Consider the following 16,679-nt stretch of genomic DNA (forward strand, 5'->3'; position numbering starts at 1 on the left):
TGCCGGTAGGCACATCTTCGTCGCCTGCGCCCAGGATCAGCCCGGTCGGCTTCGACGGGCTTCCGACACACCGGCGCGGACCGGATATCGTTCGATCTGATCTCGAGTGGCCCGACGTGAAGCGAGAACCGCATCGTTGGTCGCCCGATGTCACTCGGGACTCCACCGGCTTCCGTCGCAAGGTCTAGGCAACGCAAGGCCAGACTTGAACGAACGAGGGGAAAGCTCCCCCACTAGCCTTCGGGTGAACAGTACTCGCCGCCGGCTTCCGGTGAACATTGCCGGCTCCGGCGCTGCGGCAGACATTGAGATGCCGGTCGGCGTTGCCGTCCCGGGCGCTCACGCCTTGGCGTCCGCGGAGACCGTTGCGGACCCCGACCTCGTGAGACTGACCATCCCGCTCCCCCAGTGCAGGACCCGTCCCGCACGAGATGCTCGACGGGAACCTCGTCATCGACAAGGTGAACTACTGACCGCCACCGACGGGGTTCTGGAGGCCCTCGACTTACACAACGAGGGCCTGCACGTGTGCACGTGCAGGCCCTCAGGTTCGATTAGACGCGCTGGCTGATCGTGCCGCCCGGGTTGCGGTTGGCGGTCGATTCGGTGACGAACCGGCCCGACGACGCGGAGCGGTGCACCGTGGTCGAGTTGCTCGTGCCGGAACCGACACGTTCGGTGGTGGTCTTTCCGGGCCAGCGGGCCGCAGCGGCCTTGGAGACGAAACGACCGGTGGATGCAGAGCGACGAACGGTTCCCATGGGAACTCCTTCACTGATTGGTGCCGGGGTGCCATGAGATGGAGCGCCGCTAGTCTGCGGCTGCCAACTCCGGTACAGTCAGTGCTCTGGATGAGACCTGACCTTCTCAGGGCTTGTGAGCCGTCCCGTTACCGCGGGGCGGCTCTTTTCCGTTGTGATCCCGACATCTCGGTATATGTCCGCCGCTGGTCACTTCCCCTCGCGGCCTCTCAACTGCTTCGATTGAGTCTTGCCCGTCATCGATCGCGAGACGAGCGACTGCGCTTTGTTGGCGGAAACGGTTCGGCGTGCCGCCTTCGCGTTCTGGGTCCCGAAGGACGAGCGCTCGATCTTGCCTCGAAATTCACTGCTCATGCGGACTCCCGGTTCTGTCGTACTTGCTGACGTGCGCGCGCGATCGCCGACTCCACCGCTTTCGCGGTCATGCCAAGCTTCTCGCCGATCTCCGCGTGCGTGAAGCCATGCGTCACGTTCAGATAAAAGGCTGAGCGGACACGCTCGTCCTTGATGCTCCCGAATGCACGACGCAGCTCGTCCTTGATGTGCGCCGCCTCGCTCGCGTCGGGAGCAGCCGACGTCGACGGACCCTCCTCGAAGTCGTCGGCCCAGGCCGCTGCGGGCGGCGGAGCCTGCGGCTCCGCATATGAACGCAGCTCTTCTCGACGCCAACGCTTGTAGACGTTGCTGAACTGCAGAAGGCACTGGCCCACGAAGAACGTGCGCAGGGAAGCTCCCTTGGCGGGGTCCCACTTGCCCGGGACGAGCACCTTGTCTCGGAACGCGGTGAGGGCGAGCACGATCGTCTCATCCGCCAGGCTCTCGGCCTCTTCGATCATCGAGCCCGGGCGGGGCTCAGGCTCCAGTGCGCCGAAGCCTTTTCGCTTCACCTCGCCACGAATCTGCCCTTTGTAGATCCACCCGCGGATGACAGCCCACCCGTACTTCGCGATCTCATTCGCGAACAGATCGTAGTTCCGGCCACGGTATCCGCTGGCCTGGAGTGCGGTCGCGAGTTCGCGGTCTCCAGCGAGCCGGTCGAAACGTTCCTCGGCGCGATCGCGGTCTGCCTCGGCCAGCCAGGCCTGATCCGTTGCCCACGCGATGAGAGTAGGAACGCCATCGGGGGACGAATGCCCTTCGGGCTCGTCGTTACCGGTCATAGCGTTCCCTCACGATCCTGGTCAGCTCATAGTCACCACGATCCCTCATATGTCCGACATTGCAGACTTCCCCTCGCCTCTCGCAAGAAAATGTTGAGCAACCTCACGGTTCGGTGCCGCCCGCCGTACACGATCGTTTGCGGCGTGGTTTCGCATTCGGTTCTACTGGTGGTGCCGCAAGCGAGGCCTCGGACCCATCTCCGCTTTCCAAAATCTCCCGCTGAAGACGCGAGTGAGCACAGCAGGAGGGAGCGTGCAGCAGACGACCCGCCGAAAACGATCGTTTCCGGCGAGTTCGCGTCGCCCGTCATCGTGCGCCCGCCGTTAACGTTCGCCGGTATCTGCTTTCGGCAGACGTTTCCGGCGTTCAGGTAGCGGGTCTCGCTCGTCGTCCGCCGATGCGAGTTGGCGAGGATGGTTTCGTTCCGCGCGGAGTTGTTGCTCGATCTTGGCGTGTGCTTTTCGTTCGTTGCGGTCGGCTCTGATGATGGACCGCAGGACGAACCAGAATGCTGCGACGACGGCGATCGTGGGGATGACGGACCAAAAGGCGTTGGTCCAGTAGTCATTGAGATTCATCCGCGCCTCCCGGGGGTTCACGCAGCACGAGCGCCAGTCCGACGATCGCGAGGATGAACGCTGTTTCGTAGCTTCCGAGCGTGTATGCCCAGAGTGACCGTTGGTCTGGAACGGTTGTGTCGATGAGGAGATGAGTTGCGATCAGTGCGACGGCGGCCAGGAGAAGGAAGGCCCCGATACGTACGAGGCGATCGTGACGCCGCTGTGGGGACATGTGGCTGGTGCGCGTGGGAACGTGTGCTCGTGGACGGTGCCGAGCTGGGTGCAGGTGGCGGGTCATCTGAATATGGCTCCGATGAGGTAGAAGCTCGCAAGGGCGAGAAGCAGGGCGAGGACTGTGGCGCACGCGATGAAGACGGATATGCGTCGGAAGGGATTGCGGCGGGGGACCATGGGTGGCCGTTCTGGTGGTGGCCTTCTCTACCGGGCGGGGGCGAGGATGGTTGTGTCGTCGGCTGTGATCTGGACGATGCCGCGGTCGTCGACAACGATGAAGCGTTCGTCATCGATCGCGGTGAAGGCCTGAGCGGCCCCTTGAAGCGGGTCGAGGCGTTGCCATGTTCCTTCGGTGTTCTGTGACCAGAGGGCACCGTCGGTTCCGACTCCTGCGAGCGAGCCATTGGGTTTGGCGTCGAGTGTGTAGAGCAGCGGGGCGTCGGCGACGGGGGTGAAGGTGGCGCCGTTGTCGGTGCTGAGGAGCAGTCCTTCTTCCGCGGCGGCGTAGAGACCGTCGCCGGTGGCGGCGAGGTCTGCCGCGGCAAGTGTTGCGCCGCGGGTCCATTCGAGACCGTCGTCAGTGCTGATGAGCAGATCGACGCCATCGGAGGCGATCCCGTAGAGAGTGCCGTCTGGTCCGGCGGTGAGGACATGGAAGTCCGTACTGCCAGTGAGGGCGATCGGTGACCACGATTCGCCGAAGTCGTCACTACGAATGACACCTAGGTTCGGGGAGCCGAGCTCTGCGGGTGTCTGTGTGCCCGGGTGGCCGGATGCGAAGAGGGCGTCGTCGAGGACGGTAAAGCCCATCGCATCGAAATCGTGGCCTCCGATGGGACCGGCGATCGCACCTTCAGGAGTGAGGGTGAAGAGTCCTCCGTGGGTGGCTATGAAGAGGTCCTCACCGCGGGGGTCAGCGGCAACACCGTGAATGTGTTGGATAACGGGGGGGACCGCGTTGGTGCCGGAGGCCTGCGGCACGGCGCAGCCGGTGAGGGCGACGGCTGCGAGAGCGATCGCGAAAGCGGGTAGGGGCGAGTGGCGGTTCATGAGACTCCGACGTGAAGAAATGCATGCAGGTGCGCGAGCGGTACGCGAATGAGAGTCGCGACATGGCACCAGCGCGGTGGCGTGGGTTACTGCGAGAAGGCCAGTTCGGGGGTGCGGGCGAGCGCCGCACCCCCGAAGGTAGATCAGAGTGTGTCGAGGAGGTCTTTCATCGTGGCGATCTCCGTGGTCTGTGCCTCGATGATCGTCTCGGCCAGGGCGACCGCGTCACTGTTCTGGCCGTTGTCGACTTCGTCTTGGGCCATTTCGACGGCACCCTGGTGGTGCTCGATCATCTGCTCGAGGAACAGACGGCTGGCGTCCGCCCCGGTGGCATCTTCGAGGGCCTGCATGTCGTCGTCGGACATCATGCCGCCGCCGTGGTCCATGCCTTCCATGTTGGAGGTATCAGCGCCCCACTCTTCGAGCCACTGCTCCATCTTCTGGATTTCGGGGCCCTGCGCTGCCTTGATCTCTTCCGCGAGGGCGGCGACGCGCTCGTTGACGCCGTCCTTGCTGAGGAGCATGTCAGACATCTCGATGGCCTGAGCGTGGTGCTCCTTCATCATGCTGGCGAACATGATGTCGGCGTCATTGGCGTCCGCCGACGCCGGGGCGGAGCTGCTGCTCTCGTGATTCATGCCGGGCATATCGCCTCCGCCGGAGGTGTTTCCAGCGCAGCCGGCAAGGGCGAGCACAGCAGTGAGAGTGAGTGCGGCGGTCGCCGCAAAACGGGTCTTCATGATGGTTCTCTCCAAGAGTCGATGATGGTGCCCAGCGAGACAGGCTGGGCGAGGGGGCGTTGCCCATAGAACGGGCATGCCAGCCATCAGGTGCGACTGATGCAGAGAACGGTGAGAGACGGCGGCCGCAGCGGGTACAGCGCGCCGCGAAGCGCAAAACGTGAAAGGAGCGGACCAGGGGTTTCGGTGAGTGAGCGCCACCAGGCGGGCGGCCGGGTGACCAGCACTACGGCGATGAGGAGCGCGAGAACGCAGGCCATCCACGACATGCCGTGATCGTCAGAGCACGTCGCACAGCCCGTCTCATCCATCGCTGCAGCTTCGCCTGAGGCGTGTGCGGGGTGAGCGTCGGCATGCGCGGGTGCGACCGCGATGGTTTCGCTGTGCCCGGAGGGCATGGTGTGCGTGTTCATCGAGTGCATCGCCAGAAGCCCGAAGATCACGGAAAAGGCGACGGCGACGACGGTCAGGAGGGTGCGGGTGAGGGTGCGCTGGTCATGCACGCGCCGTGCGATCGTCGTCAACACTGTCCCACCTCCCTTTCTTCCAGGGTACGTCGCCGCCGCCCATGCGCCTACTTGTCGACGACGGCGTCCGGGCTGAGGTTCAGCCGTCGCAGCAACTGCGCATTCAGCGCGACAACGATCGTGGATAGTGACATCAACACTGCACCGACCGACATCGGCAACACGAACCCGACGGGGGCGAGCGCACCGGCAGCCAACGGCACCGAGAGAAGGTTGTACCCGGCGGCCCACCAGAGGTTCTGTTTCATCTTCCGGTAACTGGCCCGCGACAGCTCAATCACGGAGATCACCGACCGGGGGTCGTCGCTGGCGAGGATGACCCCCGCAGACGCAATTGCGACATCGGTTCCCGCCCCGATCGCAATACCGACGTCCGCCTGCGCCAGCGCGGGGGCATCGTTCACCCCGTCACCAACCATGGCGACCTTTCGACCTTCGCCCTGAAGCTCTTTCACCTTCGACGCTTTGTCCTCGGGGCGTACCCCGGCGAAGTACCGGTCGATGCCGAGTTCGCCCGCCACGGAGGCGGCGACCGCGTCCGCATCACCGGTGATCATGACCACCTGCACACTGCGCTCATGGAGCGCGTCGACCGCATGGCGCGACTCCGAGCGGATCTCATCCGCCAGACGCAGCGCGCCCACAACCTGACCGTGGACGAGCACGTGAAGGATGATCGCACCCTCGTTCCGCCACTCGTCAGCAACGGGCAGCTCCTGCGCATTCTCCTGCTCGAGCATGTACGGGCCACCGACCTGCACGACACGTCCGTCAACGCGGGCACGCACCCCGACAGCGGGGGATGACTCGAAGTCGGTTGAGCGTGGAACGGTGAGCGTCTTCTCTTTTGCCGCGTTGACGATCGCGCGGGCGAGGGGGTGCTCGGAGTCTGCTTCCGCCGCGGCCGCCCACGCCAACAGCTGATCGGCGTCGGTCCCCGTGACGGGGTTGATGGCGGTCACCGCGGGGGTGCCCTTGGTGAGCGTGCCCGTCTTGTCGAACAGAACAGTGTCGACGGTGCGCATGCTCTCCAGCGCGAGACGATCCTTGATGAGCACGCCCCCGCGGGCGGCGCGCTCGGTCGCGATCGACACGACCAGCGGGATCGCCAGGCCCAGCGCGTGCGGGCAGGCGATCACCAGCACCGTGATGGTGCGGATGACGGCGGCGTCGGGTAGGCCAACAACCGTCCAGACGATCGCGGTGATCGCTGCGGCGCCGAGCGCGAACCAGAACAGCCACCCTGCGGCCTTGTCCGCGAGCCGCTGCGCCCGAGACGACGAACTCTGCGCCTCGGTGACCAGCTTCTGAATCCCCGCGAGAGCGGTGTCCTCACCGATGGCCGTGATCTCCACCCGCACTCCGGAATCCGTGGCGACGGTACCGGCAATGACCGGGTCGCCATCGCTGCGGCGCACCGGCCGGGATTCTCCGGTGATCATCGACTCGTCCATGCTGGCCGATCCCTGAACGATGCGCCCATCGGCGGGGACCCGCCCGCCCGGACGCACGACCACGACATCGCCTACCTGCAAGTCCGAGGGCGCGACCGTTACGGTCGTATCGCCGTCGACCTTTTCTGCCTCGTCAGGCAGCAACGCCGCTAAGGAATCCAAGGCCGATGTCGTCTGCGCGAGCGAGCGCATCTCGATCCAGTGACCAAGCAGCATGATCACGATCAGCAGCGCCAGCTCCCACCAGAAATCCAACTCGTGGTGCAGCATGCCGAGGCTCGCACCCCAGGACGCCAGGAATGCCACGGTGATCGCAAGGGCGATCAGCAGCATCATCCCGGGCTTGCGTGCACGGAGCTCGCTCACGGCACCCGTGAGGAACGGGGCCCCGCCCCACACATACATCACGGTCCCGAGAACCGGGGACACCCAACCCACCCACGCGGCGTCGGGCAATGGGTACCCGAGCAGCATCGAGAACATCATCGAGAACCCAACCACAGGGGCCGCGAGGACCAGCATGATCCAGAACAACCGCCGGAACTGACCGACATGATCGCCGTGACCGCCGTGACCGCCGTGACCGCCGTGACCGCCGCGGCTCGTGTGACCAGCGTGCTCTGGGGGAGCACCGTGGTCGTGGCTCATCGCCGTGTGGTCATGCTCCGTTGTCGGCACGCTGCCGTGATCCTGATGCGCAGTGTGTTCGTGGTGCTGGTCATGCTGGCTCATCGGAAACTCCTTGCTCGGATGCACCCGGATCAGCCGGGCGCAAACGGATAGCGACTCAGATCGGGGAGGTCGCGAGGGTGTAGCCGGCCTCTTCAACCGCAGCCCGTACAGCCGTGGGATCGATAGGGGCGGCGCTGTGGACAATCACGCGGGATGCCCCGCCGGCATTCAGGTCGACCGTGACACCGTCGACACCATCGATGGCGTTCAGCTCATCGCTGACGCTGGAGGCGCAATGCGAGCATGTCATCCCCGCAACCAAGATCTCGGCCGAGACCGGGGCCGCGACAGGCGCGGATGCGCCAACGGATGAAGGGGCAGCGCAGCATGCGCACCCCGCATTCGCGTCCTTCAAGCCGAGTTCGATGCGATCAGTCATGATGTGCTCCTTCGAGTAGACAGACGTAGTAGTTATGAACGGACGAGACGAGCGATCGCTTCGTTGGCCTCGCGGACCTTCGCCGCAGCCACCTCGCCTCCCTCAGCACTTGCCTGAGCGACACAATGAGCGAGATGGTCACTGAGTAGCGACAACGCCACCGTCTCGAGGGCCTTCGTCGCCGCAGACACCTGCGTCAAGATATCGATGCAGTACTTGTCCTCATCAACCATTCGTGCGATACCTCGCACCTGACCCTCTACCCGGCTCAACCGCTTACGCAGATCAGCCTTGTTGCTCTCGTAGCCGTTCACTCCCAAAAAGATACCCCCTAGGGGTATATAACACAATGCATGCGAGTCTATTCCCGGTCGGGAAGTGTCCGAGGCAAAGGTGACGCATAGGTGATCTGTGTAAGGTTCGAAATATGCGTCGAAGACCCCGCTTTCGTGCCGTTCGTGGCGCGGTCGGGGCCATGCTCGCTGTGTCCGTGATCGGGCTGACCGGGTGCGCGCCGGATCCGGTCAGCGATTCCTTCCTTAAGGGTGAGAACACCGGGTATGTGGCCGCCGACGGCGCGATTGTCGAGATCCCGGTGGCCGAGCGGAGCGAACCAGTCGTCTTCAGCGGCGTTACTGAAACTGGCGATGATTTCGACAGTGCCGACAACGCCGGCAAGGTCACGGTGGTCAACTTCTGGTACGCGGGGTGCGCGCCGTGCCGCGTGGAGGCGAAGGATCTCGAGAGCGTCTGGCGCGAGTACGGCGGCGAGGATGTAGCTTTCATCGGCATCAATACCCGCGACCAGGCTGACACTGCCCAGGCTTTCTCCGACGAGTTTGGCATCACCTACCCGAGCCTGATCGACGTGAACACGGCCGAGGCGAAACTCGCTTTCTCCGAGGTGGTGCCGATCCAGGCGACACCAACGACTCTCGTGCTCGACAAACAGGGACGCGTCGCCGCCCGCATCATCGGACCCATCGACGGCACCTCGATCCTCTCGACGCTCGTCAAGGACGCTCTGGCGGAGACACCATGAACGCCGACACCATCATCGGGTCCGGTGCGCTCTGGCTCGCAGTCCCCGTCGCGATGCTCGCCGGTCTCGTGTCGTTCCTGTCGCCCTGCGTACTCCCGCTGGTCCCCGGCTACCTCGGCTTCCTTGGTGGGGCGGTCGCGCCGGGCTCGAAGGGTGGCGCGACGAATGCAGTCGCGCCCCAGCGCCGTCAGCTCGTAGTCGGCGTACTGCTGTTCATCCTCGGATTCAGCGTCGTCTTCGTTCTCATCACCGCGCTGGGCGGCACGGCCGGCGTGTTCTTCCTACGCTGGGGCGACCTAGTCACACGCATCCTCGGAGTCGTCATCATCCTGATGGGGCTCGTCTTTCTCGGGTTGTTCAGTTTCGCCCAGCGGGAGGTTCGCTTCCACGTCGGCTCCCGGGCCGGAATCGCAGGGGCGCCGCTACTTGGAGTGGCACTCGGTATCGGCTGGGCACCGTGCATGGGTCCGACGCTTGCCGCGATCATCGCGCTTTCGTTCAATGCTGGCGACCCTGTCCGGGCCGGCTTCCTCGGCCTCGCGTATTCGCTCGGCCTCGGCATCCCGTTCCTGTTGGTCGCATTCGGGTTCGGTTGGGCGGCGAAGACAGCCGAGTTCCTCCGTCGTCACATCCGAGTGGTGAACGTCTGCGGCGGCATACTGCTGATCGTCCTCGGCCTCCTGATGGTGACAGGGCTGTGGACCGACATCATGTCGCGGCTGACGGCGGTGATGGGCAGCGTCATCCTCCCTCTTTGAGATCCCTAGCAAGGATGTCGCGAGTGACGACTGGAGCAGCCCTCTCTACCCGACTGCTCGTGTCGACGGCACCACTTCGTAATCCCGTGTCGGAGCTTTAGATATAGACGCCGCGGTCTTCCATGAATCGGACGGGGTTGGTGTAACCACCATTGATGTAGACCTCGAAATGCAGATGGCAGCCGAAGGAGCGTCCAGTGTCACCTGCGTAAGCGATGACCTGGCCGGAGTTGACCCATTGGCCTCGACCGACGACGATGCCTCCTGGTTTGATGTGGGCGTAGCCGGTGCTGACGCCTCCGCCGTGTTGGATTCGGACGTAGTTGCCGTAGTTACCGTTGGCGCCGGCGTAGTCCACGGTTCCGGAGTTGGCGGCGTAGATCGCGGCACCGCAGCCGTTGGCCATGTCCGCGCCGTAGTGGTAGCTCGAGGAGCAGCCCTGCGAGCCACAGATCGGGGTCCGAGGACCGTAGCTTGAGCTGCGGCCGCCTCCGTGGGGCCGGACCCAACCGCCACTTCCGGCGGAGCCTCCGCCGCCACCATTGCCGCCTCCGTTGGCTGCGGCTTCGGCGGCTTCGCGTTCGCGACGGGCTCTCTCTTCTGCCTCGCGGGCGGCCACACCCGCCTGATAGCCGGCGACCGTCTGCGTGGTGGTGTCTTTCAGCGCGGCGAGCTGCGCCTGCATCGTCTCGAGGTTCGCGGCTTGCTCGTCGAGCGCGGCCTGTGCGGCGTCGGCCGCTTCTTGTGCGGCAATCATCTTCTGCTCTGCGACCTGCTGCAGTCGGTCCCGTTCGTCGCGGGCGACCTTCGCCTGATCGGTCAGGGATTGGGCGGTATTGCGCGCCGAGATTGCGTCATCGTAGACCGATCGGTTGTACTCGAGCAGCTTGTCCATGGTGCCCAGGCGGGACAGGAGCTCATCGGCGTTGGCCGCGGAACCGGAGAAGAACAGTTGAAGTGCTGAATCGTCTCCACCGTTGCGGTACAGCTGTGCCGCAACTTGACCGGCCCTGCGCGCAGAGGTTTCGGCAATCGCTGATTGTTCGTCCGCCTGCGCCTGCAGGCTGTCCGCTTCCGTGATCGCAGCGAAGTATTCCTGCTGCGCCGCATAGAACGCGTCGGAGGCTGTATCGGCGGCAGCCTGAGTCTCGGCGACCTTTTGCGTCAGAGATTGGATCAGCCCTTCGATCCGAGTGATCTCGGACGCTTTGGCGGCTTCGTTGTTCTTGGCGCGTTGCACATCGTCCCAGCTCGGGTAGGACGCAGCGTACGCGGCTGAGACGCCGGAGCCGATACCGAAAGCAGCGAATGCGGCGACGCCGAGGGCGCCGAGCCCGAAAGCGCCACGTCGAGTAACACTCAGCTTCCAGAACGAGTCACGTTCGGCGGGCGTGGGTGCACACCCGCATTCTTCAGTCGCTTCCGTGGCCGCAGAGAAGCTTCGTTCGTTCACTGTGCCCTCTCCTTGAGCTCGGTTTCGTGGATTCTGCTGCCATGGGCGCGCAGATTGGCCATGCTCGCGTTGCCCGTCGTCTGGTCTATCGTCCGTTCGTGGGGGTCGAAGTCGCGCCGACTCGCCCGTGATCTCTGATCTGTGGCCCATATCTGACGCATCGAACTTGAGTTCGCCTGCCCTGACACGAAGCTCACGCTTTCGTATCCGTATGGACGTCGGCGCTCAACCTGTTGTGCTTTTTCTTCTTCACTTGCCGTACGACAACGGTGGCCGTGATCACCGCGGCACCTGTGACAGCCACGGCGATGATGAGCGGGATCGCGATCGAAGCCACCTCGTTCTCGCCTGCGGATGCCGCCGGGGGAGGGGTGTCCGCTGCTGGAGATTCGGTGGTTGGCGCGGCGGAGGGCGACGCCTTTGCCGGTTGGATCCGTGATTGTTCGTTCCCGCATGCTGGTTTGTCCCATCCCAGCCCTGGCTCGCTCCCGCTGGGAGCGTATGTGAACGCGAAGCTCTCGGATATGGGGTGACCGTCGCTGGAGACGGCGTTCCATAGCACGGTGTAGAGGCCCGCTTCTCCGAGTGCGACTGGGGTGGTGAGGATGTTGCGATCGATGGTGGAGCAGCTGGATTCGTAGAAGAGGCCGTCGGGTCCTTGCACTTGGGCGAAGCTGGCTTGGCTGAAGTCAATGAGTTCCCCGCTGAATGTGAGAGCGACATCGTCAAGTCGGGTGACGGTTTCGTCTGCCCCCGGCACGGTGTCCAGGAGATTGTCGTGCGCGAGAGCTGCGGGGGCCGGTGCGGCCACGATTCCCAGTGCGATGAGAGCAAGAAGGGTGCGGGCGAACCAGCGAGTGCGGTGGGTGGAGGTCACAGGCGTGGATCCTTTCGTACGGCGGGCACGGGGGTGCTACCGGCAGGTCGGTTGTTGCGTTTCGTGTGGAGGACGGAGAAGCCGGTGAGGATTGCGAGCGTTCCCGCGATCATCAAGGTGACGCCTCCGGCGAGGGCCTGATCCTGGAGGGGGGTGGGACCCCACGTCCGCCCCATGGCGCCAAACCACTCGGCGACGATGAGGTCGGAGCGCGTGCTAGTGGCGATGCCGAAGAAGGCGGCAAGGCCTGTGAGCGCAGTGAGTGAGGTCACACGCCACCGCCCCTCGGGCGTCGTGGACGCGTGAAGGGAGAGCGATCGTACGAAGAGGCACCCGGTGACGAGGAGTTGGCTGATCATCCATTCCCCTCCGAGCTGGTCGTAGAGCGACCATCGGAACAGGTCGGAGTAGTGGATGAACCACAGCGATGTAGCGAACAGGGACGCGGCGACGACGGGGCGCAGAGCGAACCGTGCCAGCGGGCTGTGGGCGACCCAGAGAAGCCATTCGCGCGGTCCTCGGCTTCCATCGTCCCGTGCATAGATGACCAAGGTTGCGAGCGTGATCGGCGCCGCGAAGACGAGGAGCAATGGGATGGCGAGGCTGAGGAGAGCGAAGGAGAGGAACCGCATACTGATGAGCGAGTCGTCGTAGGCGGCGAGCGGGCCACTGATCGTCCACAGAAGCGCCCCCATCCCCGCAATCCAGCTGATCGTCCGCCTGGCTGGCCACGGATTCCCGCGGCGCCGTGCGCGTCGGACGCCGACGAGGTAGAGGACGATTCCGAAACTGGCGACGAGCACCCAGAGGAGGTCGGGGCTCCACGCCGTGAACCATCTCTGCAGGGTGAGTTCGATCGGGACGGGTGCGTCGGTGAGGATCTCCGCGGCGGTGTTTTGCGGCGGCGTGATCGTATCGGCGGGGGCGGCGGTGCGGGCGAGGGCGGCGGCGGCACCGCTCGCGACACCCATGAAGCCGAGTTCGACGCTCACGATCATCCAGAAGGCGCCACGGCCCTCGTTGGCCTTTGCGATGAGTCGGCGGCGGTAGGCGGCACCGAGGACGCCCATGACCAAAAGCGCGCCGATCTTTGTGAAGAGGATGATGCCGTACGGTGAGGCCACGTCTTCCCACCGGCCGAGGGCAGTGAGCGCCCGCGCGAATCCCGAGACGGCGACGCCGATGAACGCGAAGAGTGCCACCGTCGAGTACCGGCGGAGCAGGTTCTCAAGTTCATGCGGAGAGCTGATGGGTCGCGCGGCGACGAGCAGGATGAGACCGCCGAGCCATATCGCTGCTGAAATGACGTGCAGGACGAGGGACATGACCGCGGGATCGTGGTTGGCGAGCTCACCCGAATGACCCTGGGTGGCCATGGGTATCAGGCTGATGATCGCGAGCACGGTCGTGAACAGCACCGCCCCATTGCTGCGAACAGCGAATGCGAGGACTGTCACGACCGAGGCGAGGATCACGCTGATAAGCCATGATCGTCCCAGCTCCGTGTCGAGAAGAAAGCGGCCCAATTGCGCACCGAACTCGGCGTTCAGGCTCACTTGCGGATTGAACGACGACAGGAAGGTGAGGAAAGCCACCACCCCGCTTGAGATGGTGAGGGTCGCGGCGCCGGCGGAGGCGATATCGAGCGCGACGGTGAACGGTTTCCCCCCTGAGGGGAGAGCGAACACCGCCAGCACCAGGGGCCCGAGCATTGCCGCACCGGAAAGATTGACGATCAGCTTCGCGGCCGGGAGTCCCCATCGCACGAGCGCTCCAGGGTCATTGGTGAGTCTTGGTGCAGCTCCTCCACCGATCGCGAGCCCGACCACCGCAGCGATGAGTGCGGCGACAACGAGAATCGTCGGACCAACAATCCGGAGAACAACGGGATTCATGGAGCGGTATCTCCCGTCTCATCGCCTACGACGTCTGGGTCTTCGGTCACAGGTGCCGTGCATTCACCGGTCTTGGGGAGCTGCTGGATCGCCCCGGCGAGAGATTCAAGAACCGCGTCTGCCGACAGGGTGGTGGTGTCCACGTACACCTGGGCAGCTGGCTCTCGGCCGTAGGTTGTGAGCCGCAGATTCGGGGTGTCCTCCTCGTCGACGATCCAATCGACGCCACCCAAGCTGACACATTGCAGCGTGGTGGGGGCCGGGGGCTCCGACCCGCAGGTGAGGAGCACGCTGCTGGGGGTGCCCCATGCTGCGGTGGCCTGAGCGTCCGTCCAGACGCGATCCTGGTCGCCTATCGAGTCCGGTAGTCGTACGGTGACCTCTGCGCACAGCGGGTCATTCGCGTTTGCTGCGGGCTCGAGGTGGACGGTGGGTGCGCAGCTGCTGAGTAGAAACAGTGCGCAGAGTGCCGCGACAGAGGTCAGAATCTTGAGTTTCACAACTTCATCCATCCGTCTTCCTGGGAGTGAGCATCCGACCGCCGCTGTCGGATCGACACGACGAGCAGCGCGAGTACGCTTCCGATACTGAGTGTCCAGCCGAGCCACGGCATCAGCACGACGGCGAGGGTCGTGCCGGTGCGGAGGGGGACCTCGGTGATCTTCGCCGCGGTCGTGTCCACCGCAACCTGAGCCAACACTTTTCCATCGCGGCCGATGACTTGACTGGTCCCGGTGGTGGAGACGTTGACGGCAGTTCTCCCTGTTTCGAGCGCGCGCATACGGGCGATGGCCAGCTGTTGGAGGTTCTCGTCGGTGCCTCTGAAGTCCGCGTTGTTGGTTTGAAACACGAACATCTGCGCACCAGAGGCCGCGCTTTGGTGGATGACGTCGTTGTAGATGACGTCGAAACAGATGGCCAGACCGATGGGCACATCGCCAACGTTCATGAGGGGTGTGTTGGAGCCGGGCGTGTACTCGCGTTGTATCAATCCGATGAGGTCGGGGGCGATGGCTTCGTAGAACCAACGGTCCGGGACGTATTCGCCGAAAGGGACGGGGTTGGCCTTGTCGTGGAGCTGCTGCGGCCCGGCGCTGGTCCACAGCATCGAGGTGTTGAACGTGTCGGCTCCGCGGGTGGTCGCCGCATTCACCAGTGCCGGAGCGCCGGCACCCTGCACGAGTCGATCAAGGCGGCCCGCGACGGCGACATCGCGCAGGGGATCGGCGTCGACGGCCCCTTCTGGCCAGACGAGAAGGTCCATCTCACGGTCCAGAAGAGGAGCGGTCGCTTCTTCCTGCGCGCGCAGGATGTCACCTGTTGTTTTGGTGTCGAAGTAGCCGCTGGGACCGTTGCCCTGCACCCATCCGACGCGCAACATTCCCGCTTGCTCAGTCGGGAACAGAGGGACGGCTATCGCGGCAACGACGATGACCGCCGCTGCTGCTGCTGGCTCCCATCGGCGGAGGATGAGGGCTTCCACAACGCTCGCGCAGACCAGGACTGTCAGGAAGGACAGCCCGGTGGTCCCAACCCAGGATGCGGCCTCCGCGAGCGGGCTCTCGGCGAGACTGAAACCGACGCGCGCCCATGGGAACCCGGTGTACGGCGTGCTACCCATCAGCGTTTCTCGCAGCACCCACACCCCGGCGACCAGCAGAGGGGTAATCGCGCGGTACCCGTATCCGGTCCGGGTGGTGGCTCGATAGGCGAGTGCGATCAGCACGCCGCCGGCACCGAACAGCAGAGCTTCCAAGCCAGCCAGCGCGACCCACGGGATAGGCCCCAGAAACCGTGACACCCATGCCAAGTGGGTGAAGTAGAAGGCCGCGCCGTAGACGAGGGAGATCAGGAACGCCCCGGGTAGAGAACGTCCGCGGAGCGTCCACAGCCCGATGGTTACGCTCACGAATGCTGCGGGCCACCACCCGTATGCGGGGTAGGCGAAATCCAGTATTCCTCCTGCGACGGCGGCCGCGATGATCGCTACGGAAAACGGCACCGCAACAGGCAGGCGCGCGTTGTGCTCTCTGGGGTTGCCGCGCCTCGATCGAACGAAAATGGGGGGTCCCACCAACGGGTCAGCGGTCACGGTCATGAGAGCTCAGATTTTTCAGATAGGCGTTGTACGTGTCGAGGTCGGCGTTCCCATGCACGTCGGCGTACCGGTCCGCCGCGGCAGCACGAGCGGTGTCGCTGCGGAACCAACGATGCATCACGTAGATCAACATCAGCACGGTCGGGGCTTCGCCGTAGGACCAGGCCAGAGCACCGGCTAGCTGCTGGTCAGCGAGGGGATCGATGCCTAGCGCCTCTGTGGGGGCGACGAACGAGCCGACCAGGATCGTGCTGGCCATCATGAGGAACACCCCGAAGAATGCGTGGAGCGCGGCTTCAGCAAACACATCCAGCGCACGGGCACCGTGACCCAACCTGACCGGCAGAGGATCGGAGGACAAGATGGGGATGGTGAACAGCATGCCGGCGAGGAGGAATCCGACCTCGAGCGCGACGTGACCCGTGGGGAGAGTGAGGATGGAATCGGCAGCACCCGCAAGGTAGATGCCGTAGAACGCGAACAGGTAGAGCGGCACAGTGGCCCACGGGCTAAGTACCCATCTCGCGGCCGGGCTTCGAAGAGCACTGTGGGCCGCTGTGAGGACTACCCGTCCCGCTCCGTGATGCGGTGTTGCTCGCAGAAGAAGGGTTCCGGGTGAGCCGAGGACCAGTAGCGGCGGCACCATCATCATCAGAGTGAGCTGCTGGAACATGAAAACGGACACCAGCGCCTGGCCATACGTTTCAACGCCCAGGCCAGTGACCGCCGCGAGGAGAACGCACCCGAGAAGGAAGCTGACCGTCCGCCACACGGGCCAACGACGCCCGTGCGTCCACAATCGGATCGCTCCGACGAGATAAAGCGCAGCGAGGATCCCCGCGACGATGGGTAGCACCGGAAGAGGAATGTCGGCCGGTGCGAGGAACGTCTGCAGTGACGGGGGACTGTCCGGGATCTCGCCGCTCACACGCATGGTCGTGACGCGAAGCTCACGCCG

General features: G+C 64.5%; 17 protein-coding genes. 2 read left to right on the top strand and 15 right to left on the bottom strand.

Annotated elements, in window-relative coordinates:
- Window positions 1-554: 554 nt before the first annotated feature.
- The 9 genes from ACIPV5_RS03855 to ACIPV5_RS03895 form a co-directional block, all read right to left on the bottom strand.
- Entirely contained in the window at window positions 555-761 is a 207-nt protein-coding gene (locus tag ACIPV5_RS03855) for a hypothetical protein (protein ID WP_017201940.1), read from the bottom strand.
- Between the two features lie 350 nt (window positions 762-1,111).
- Window positions 1,112-1,921, bottom strand: coding sequence for an RNA polymerase sigma factor (locus tag ACIPV5_RS03860; RefSeq protein WP_029264083.1), 810 nt, complete (start codon window positions 1,919-1,921; stop codon window positions 1,112-1,114).
- Between the two features lie 324 nt (window positions 1,922-2,245).
- Complete coding sequence (locus ACIPV5_RS03865; RefSeq protein WP_081859903.1) at window positions 2,246-2,500, bottom strand: hypothetical protein; 255 nt, start codon at window positions 2,498-2,500, stop codon at window positions 2,246-2,248.
- 420 nt (window positions 2,501-2,920) lie between these two features.
- Entirely contained in the window at window positions 2,921-3,697 is a 777-nt protein-coding gene (locus ACIPV5_RS03870) for a F510_1955 family glycosylhydrolase (RefSeq protein WP_231481712.1), read from the bottom strand.
- A 212-nt stretch (window positions 3,698-3,909) separates the two neighbouring features.
- Window positions 3,910-4,506, bottom strand: coding sequence for a DUF305 domain-containing protein (locus ACIPV5_RS03875; protein WP_026049681.1), 597 nt, complete (start codon window positions 4,504-4,506; stop codon window positions 3,910-3,912).
- 86 nt (window positions 4,507-4,592) lie between these two features.
- Window positions 4,593-5,033, bottom strand: coding sequence for a DUF6153 family protein (locus ACIPV5_RS03880; RefSeq protein WP_042538298.1), 441 nt, complete (start codon window positions 5,031-5,033; stop codon window positions 4,593-4,595).
- Window positions 5,034-5,080: 47 nt separating this feature from the next.
- Entirely contained in the window at window positions 5,081-7,219 is a 2,139-nt protein-coding gene (locus ACIPV5_RS03885; protein WP_400339848.1) for a heavy metal translocating P-type ATPase, read from the bottom strand.
- A gap of 55 nt (window positions 7,220-7,274) precedes the next feature.
- Window positions 7,275-7,598 carry a heavy-metal-associated domain-containing protein gene (locus ACIPV5_RS03890; protein ID WP_400339851.1) on the bottom strand — a complete coding sequence of 108 codons (324 nt, stop codon included), beginning with the start codon at window positions 7,596-7,598 and terminating at the stop codon, window positions 7,275-7,277.
- A gap of 32 nt (window positions 7,599-7,630) precedes the next feature.
- Complete coding sequence (locus ACIPV5_RS03895) at window positions 7,631-7,912, bottom strand: metal-sensitive transcriptional regulator (protein WP_026049679.1); 282 nt, start codon at window positions 7,910-7,912, stop codon at window positions 7,631-7,633.
- 161 nt (window positions 7,913-8,073) lie between these two features.
- Here ACIPV5_RS03895 and ACIPV5_RS03900 point away from each other — a divergent pair, with 161 nt between their 5' ends.
- Window positions 8,074-8,640, top strand: coding sequence for a TlpA disulfide reductase family protein (locus ACIPV5_RS03900; RefSeq protein WP_029273828.1), 567 nt, complete (start codon window positions 8,074-8,076; stop codon window positions 8,638-8,640).
- Window positions 8,637-9,398, top strand: a complete 762-nt coding sequence (locus tag ACIPV5_RS03905; protein ID WP_029264089.1) for a cytochrome c biogenesis CcdA family protein — start codon at window positions 8,637-8,639, stop codon at window positions 9,396-9,398. The genes ACIPV5_RS03900 and ACIPV5_RS03905 overlap by 4 nt, the downstream gene beginning before the upstream one ends.
- Before the next feature lie 97 nt (window positions 9,399-9,495).
- On the opposite strand, the gene ACIPV5_RS03910 is transcribed toward ACIPV5_RS03905, so the two are convergent.
- The 6 genes from ACIPV5_RS03910 to ACIPV5_RS03935 all read right to left on the bottom strand — a co-directional run bounded on the left by ACIPV5_RS03910 (window position 9,496) and on the right by ACIPV5_RS03935 (window position 16,655).
- On the bottom strand, window positions 9,496-10,851 hold the full coding sequence (locus tag ACIPV5_RS03910; protein WP_029264090.1) for a M23 family metallopeptidase: 1,356 nt from the start codon (window positions 10,849-10,851) through the stop codon (window positions 9,496-9,498).
- Window positions 10,852-11,044: 193 nt separating this feature from the next.
- Entirely contained in the window at window positions 11,045-11,728 is a 684-nt protein-coding gene (locus ACIPV5_RS03915) for a copper resistance CopC family protein (protein WP_051662385.1), read from the bottom strand.
- Window positions 11,725-13,623 carry a cytochrome c oxidase assembly protein gene (locus ACIPV5_RS03920; RefSeq protein ID WP_400339856.1) on the bottom strand — a complete coding sequence of 633 codons (1,899 nt, stop codon included), beginning with the start codon at window positions 13,621-13,623 and terminating at the stop codon, window positions 11,725-11,727. The genes ACIPV5_RS03915 and ACIPV5_RS03920 overlap by 4 nt, the downstream gene beginning before the upstream one ends.
- A complete protein-coding gene (locus ACIPV5_RS03925; protein WP_036304312.1) occupies window positions 13,620-14,135 on the bottom strand; it encodes a DUF3515 family protein in 516 nt (171 codons plus the stop codon). Before ACIPV5_RS03925 ends, ACIPV5_RS03920 begins: the two co-directional genes overlap by 4 nt.
- On the bottom strand, window positions 14,120-15,721 hold the full coding sequence (gene lnt / locus ACIPV5_RS03930) for an apolipoprotein N-acyltransferase (protein ID WP_197021087.1): 1,602 nt from the start codon (window positions 15,719-15,721) through the stop codon (window positions 14,120-14,122). Before lnt ends, ACIPV5_RS03925 begins: the two co-directional genes overlap by 16 nt.
- Window positions 15,705-16,655 (bottom strand): cytochrome c oxidase assembly protein, encoded by a 951-nt coding sequence (locus tag ACIPV5_RS03935; RefSeq protein WP_017201925.1) that lies wholly within the window; start codon window positions 16,653-16,655, stop codon window positions 15,705-15,707. Before ACIPV5_RS03935 ends, lnt begins: the two co-directional genes overlap by 17 nt.
- Window positions 16,656-16,679: the final 24 nt, after the last annotated feature.

The sequence above is a fragment of the Microbacterium sp. NPDC090014 genome (assembly GCF_044748285.1).
In the GTDB taxonomy this organism is placed as follows: domain Bacteria; phylum Actinomycetota; class Actinomycetes; order Actinomycetales; family Microbacteriaceae; genus Microbacterium.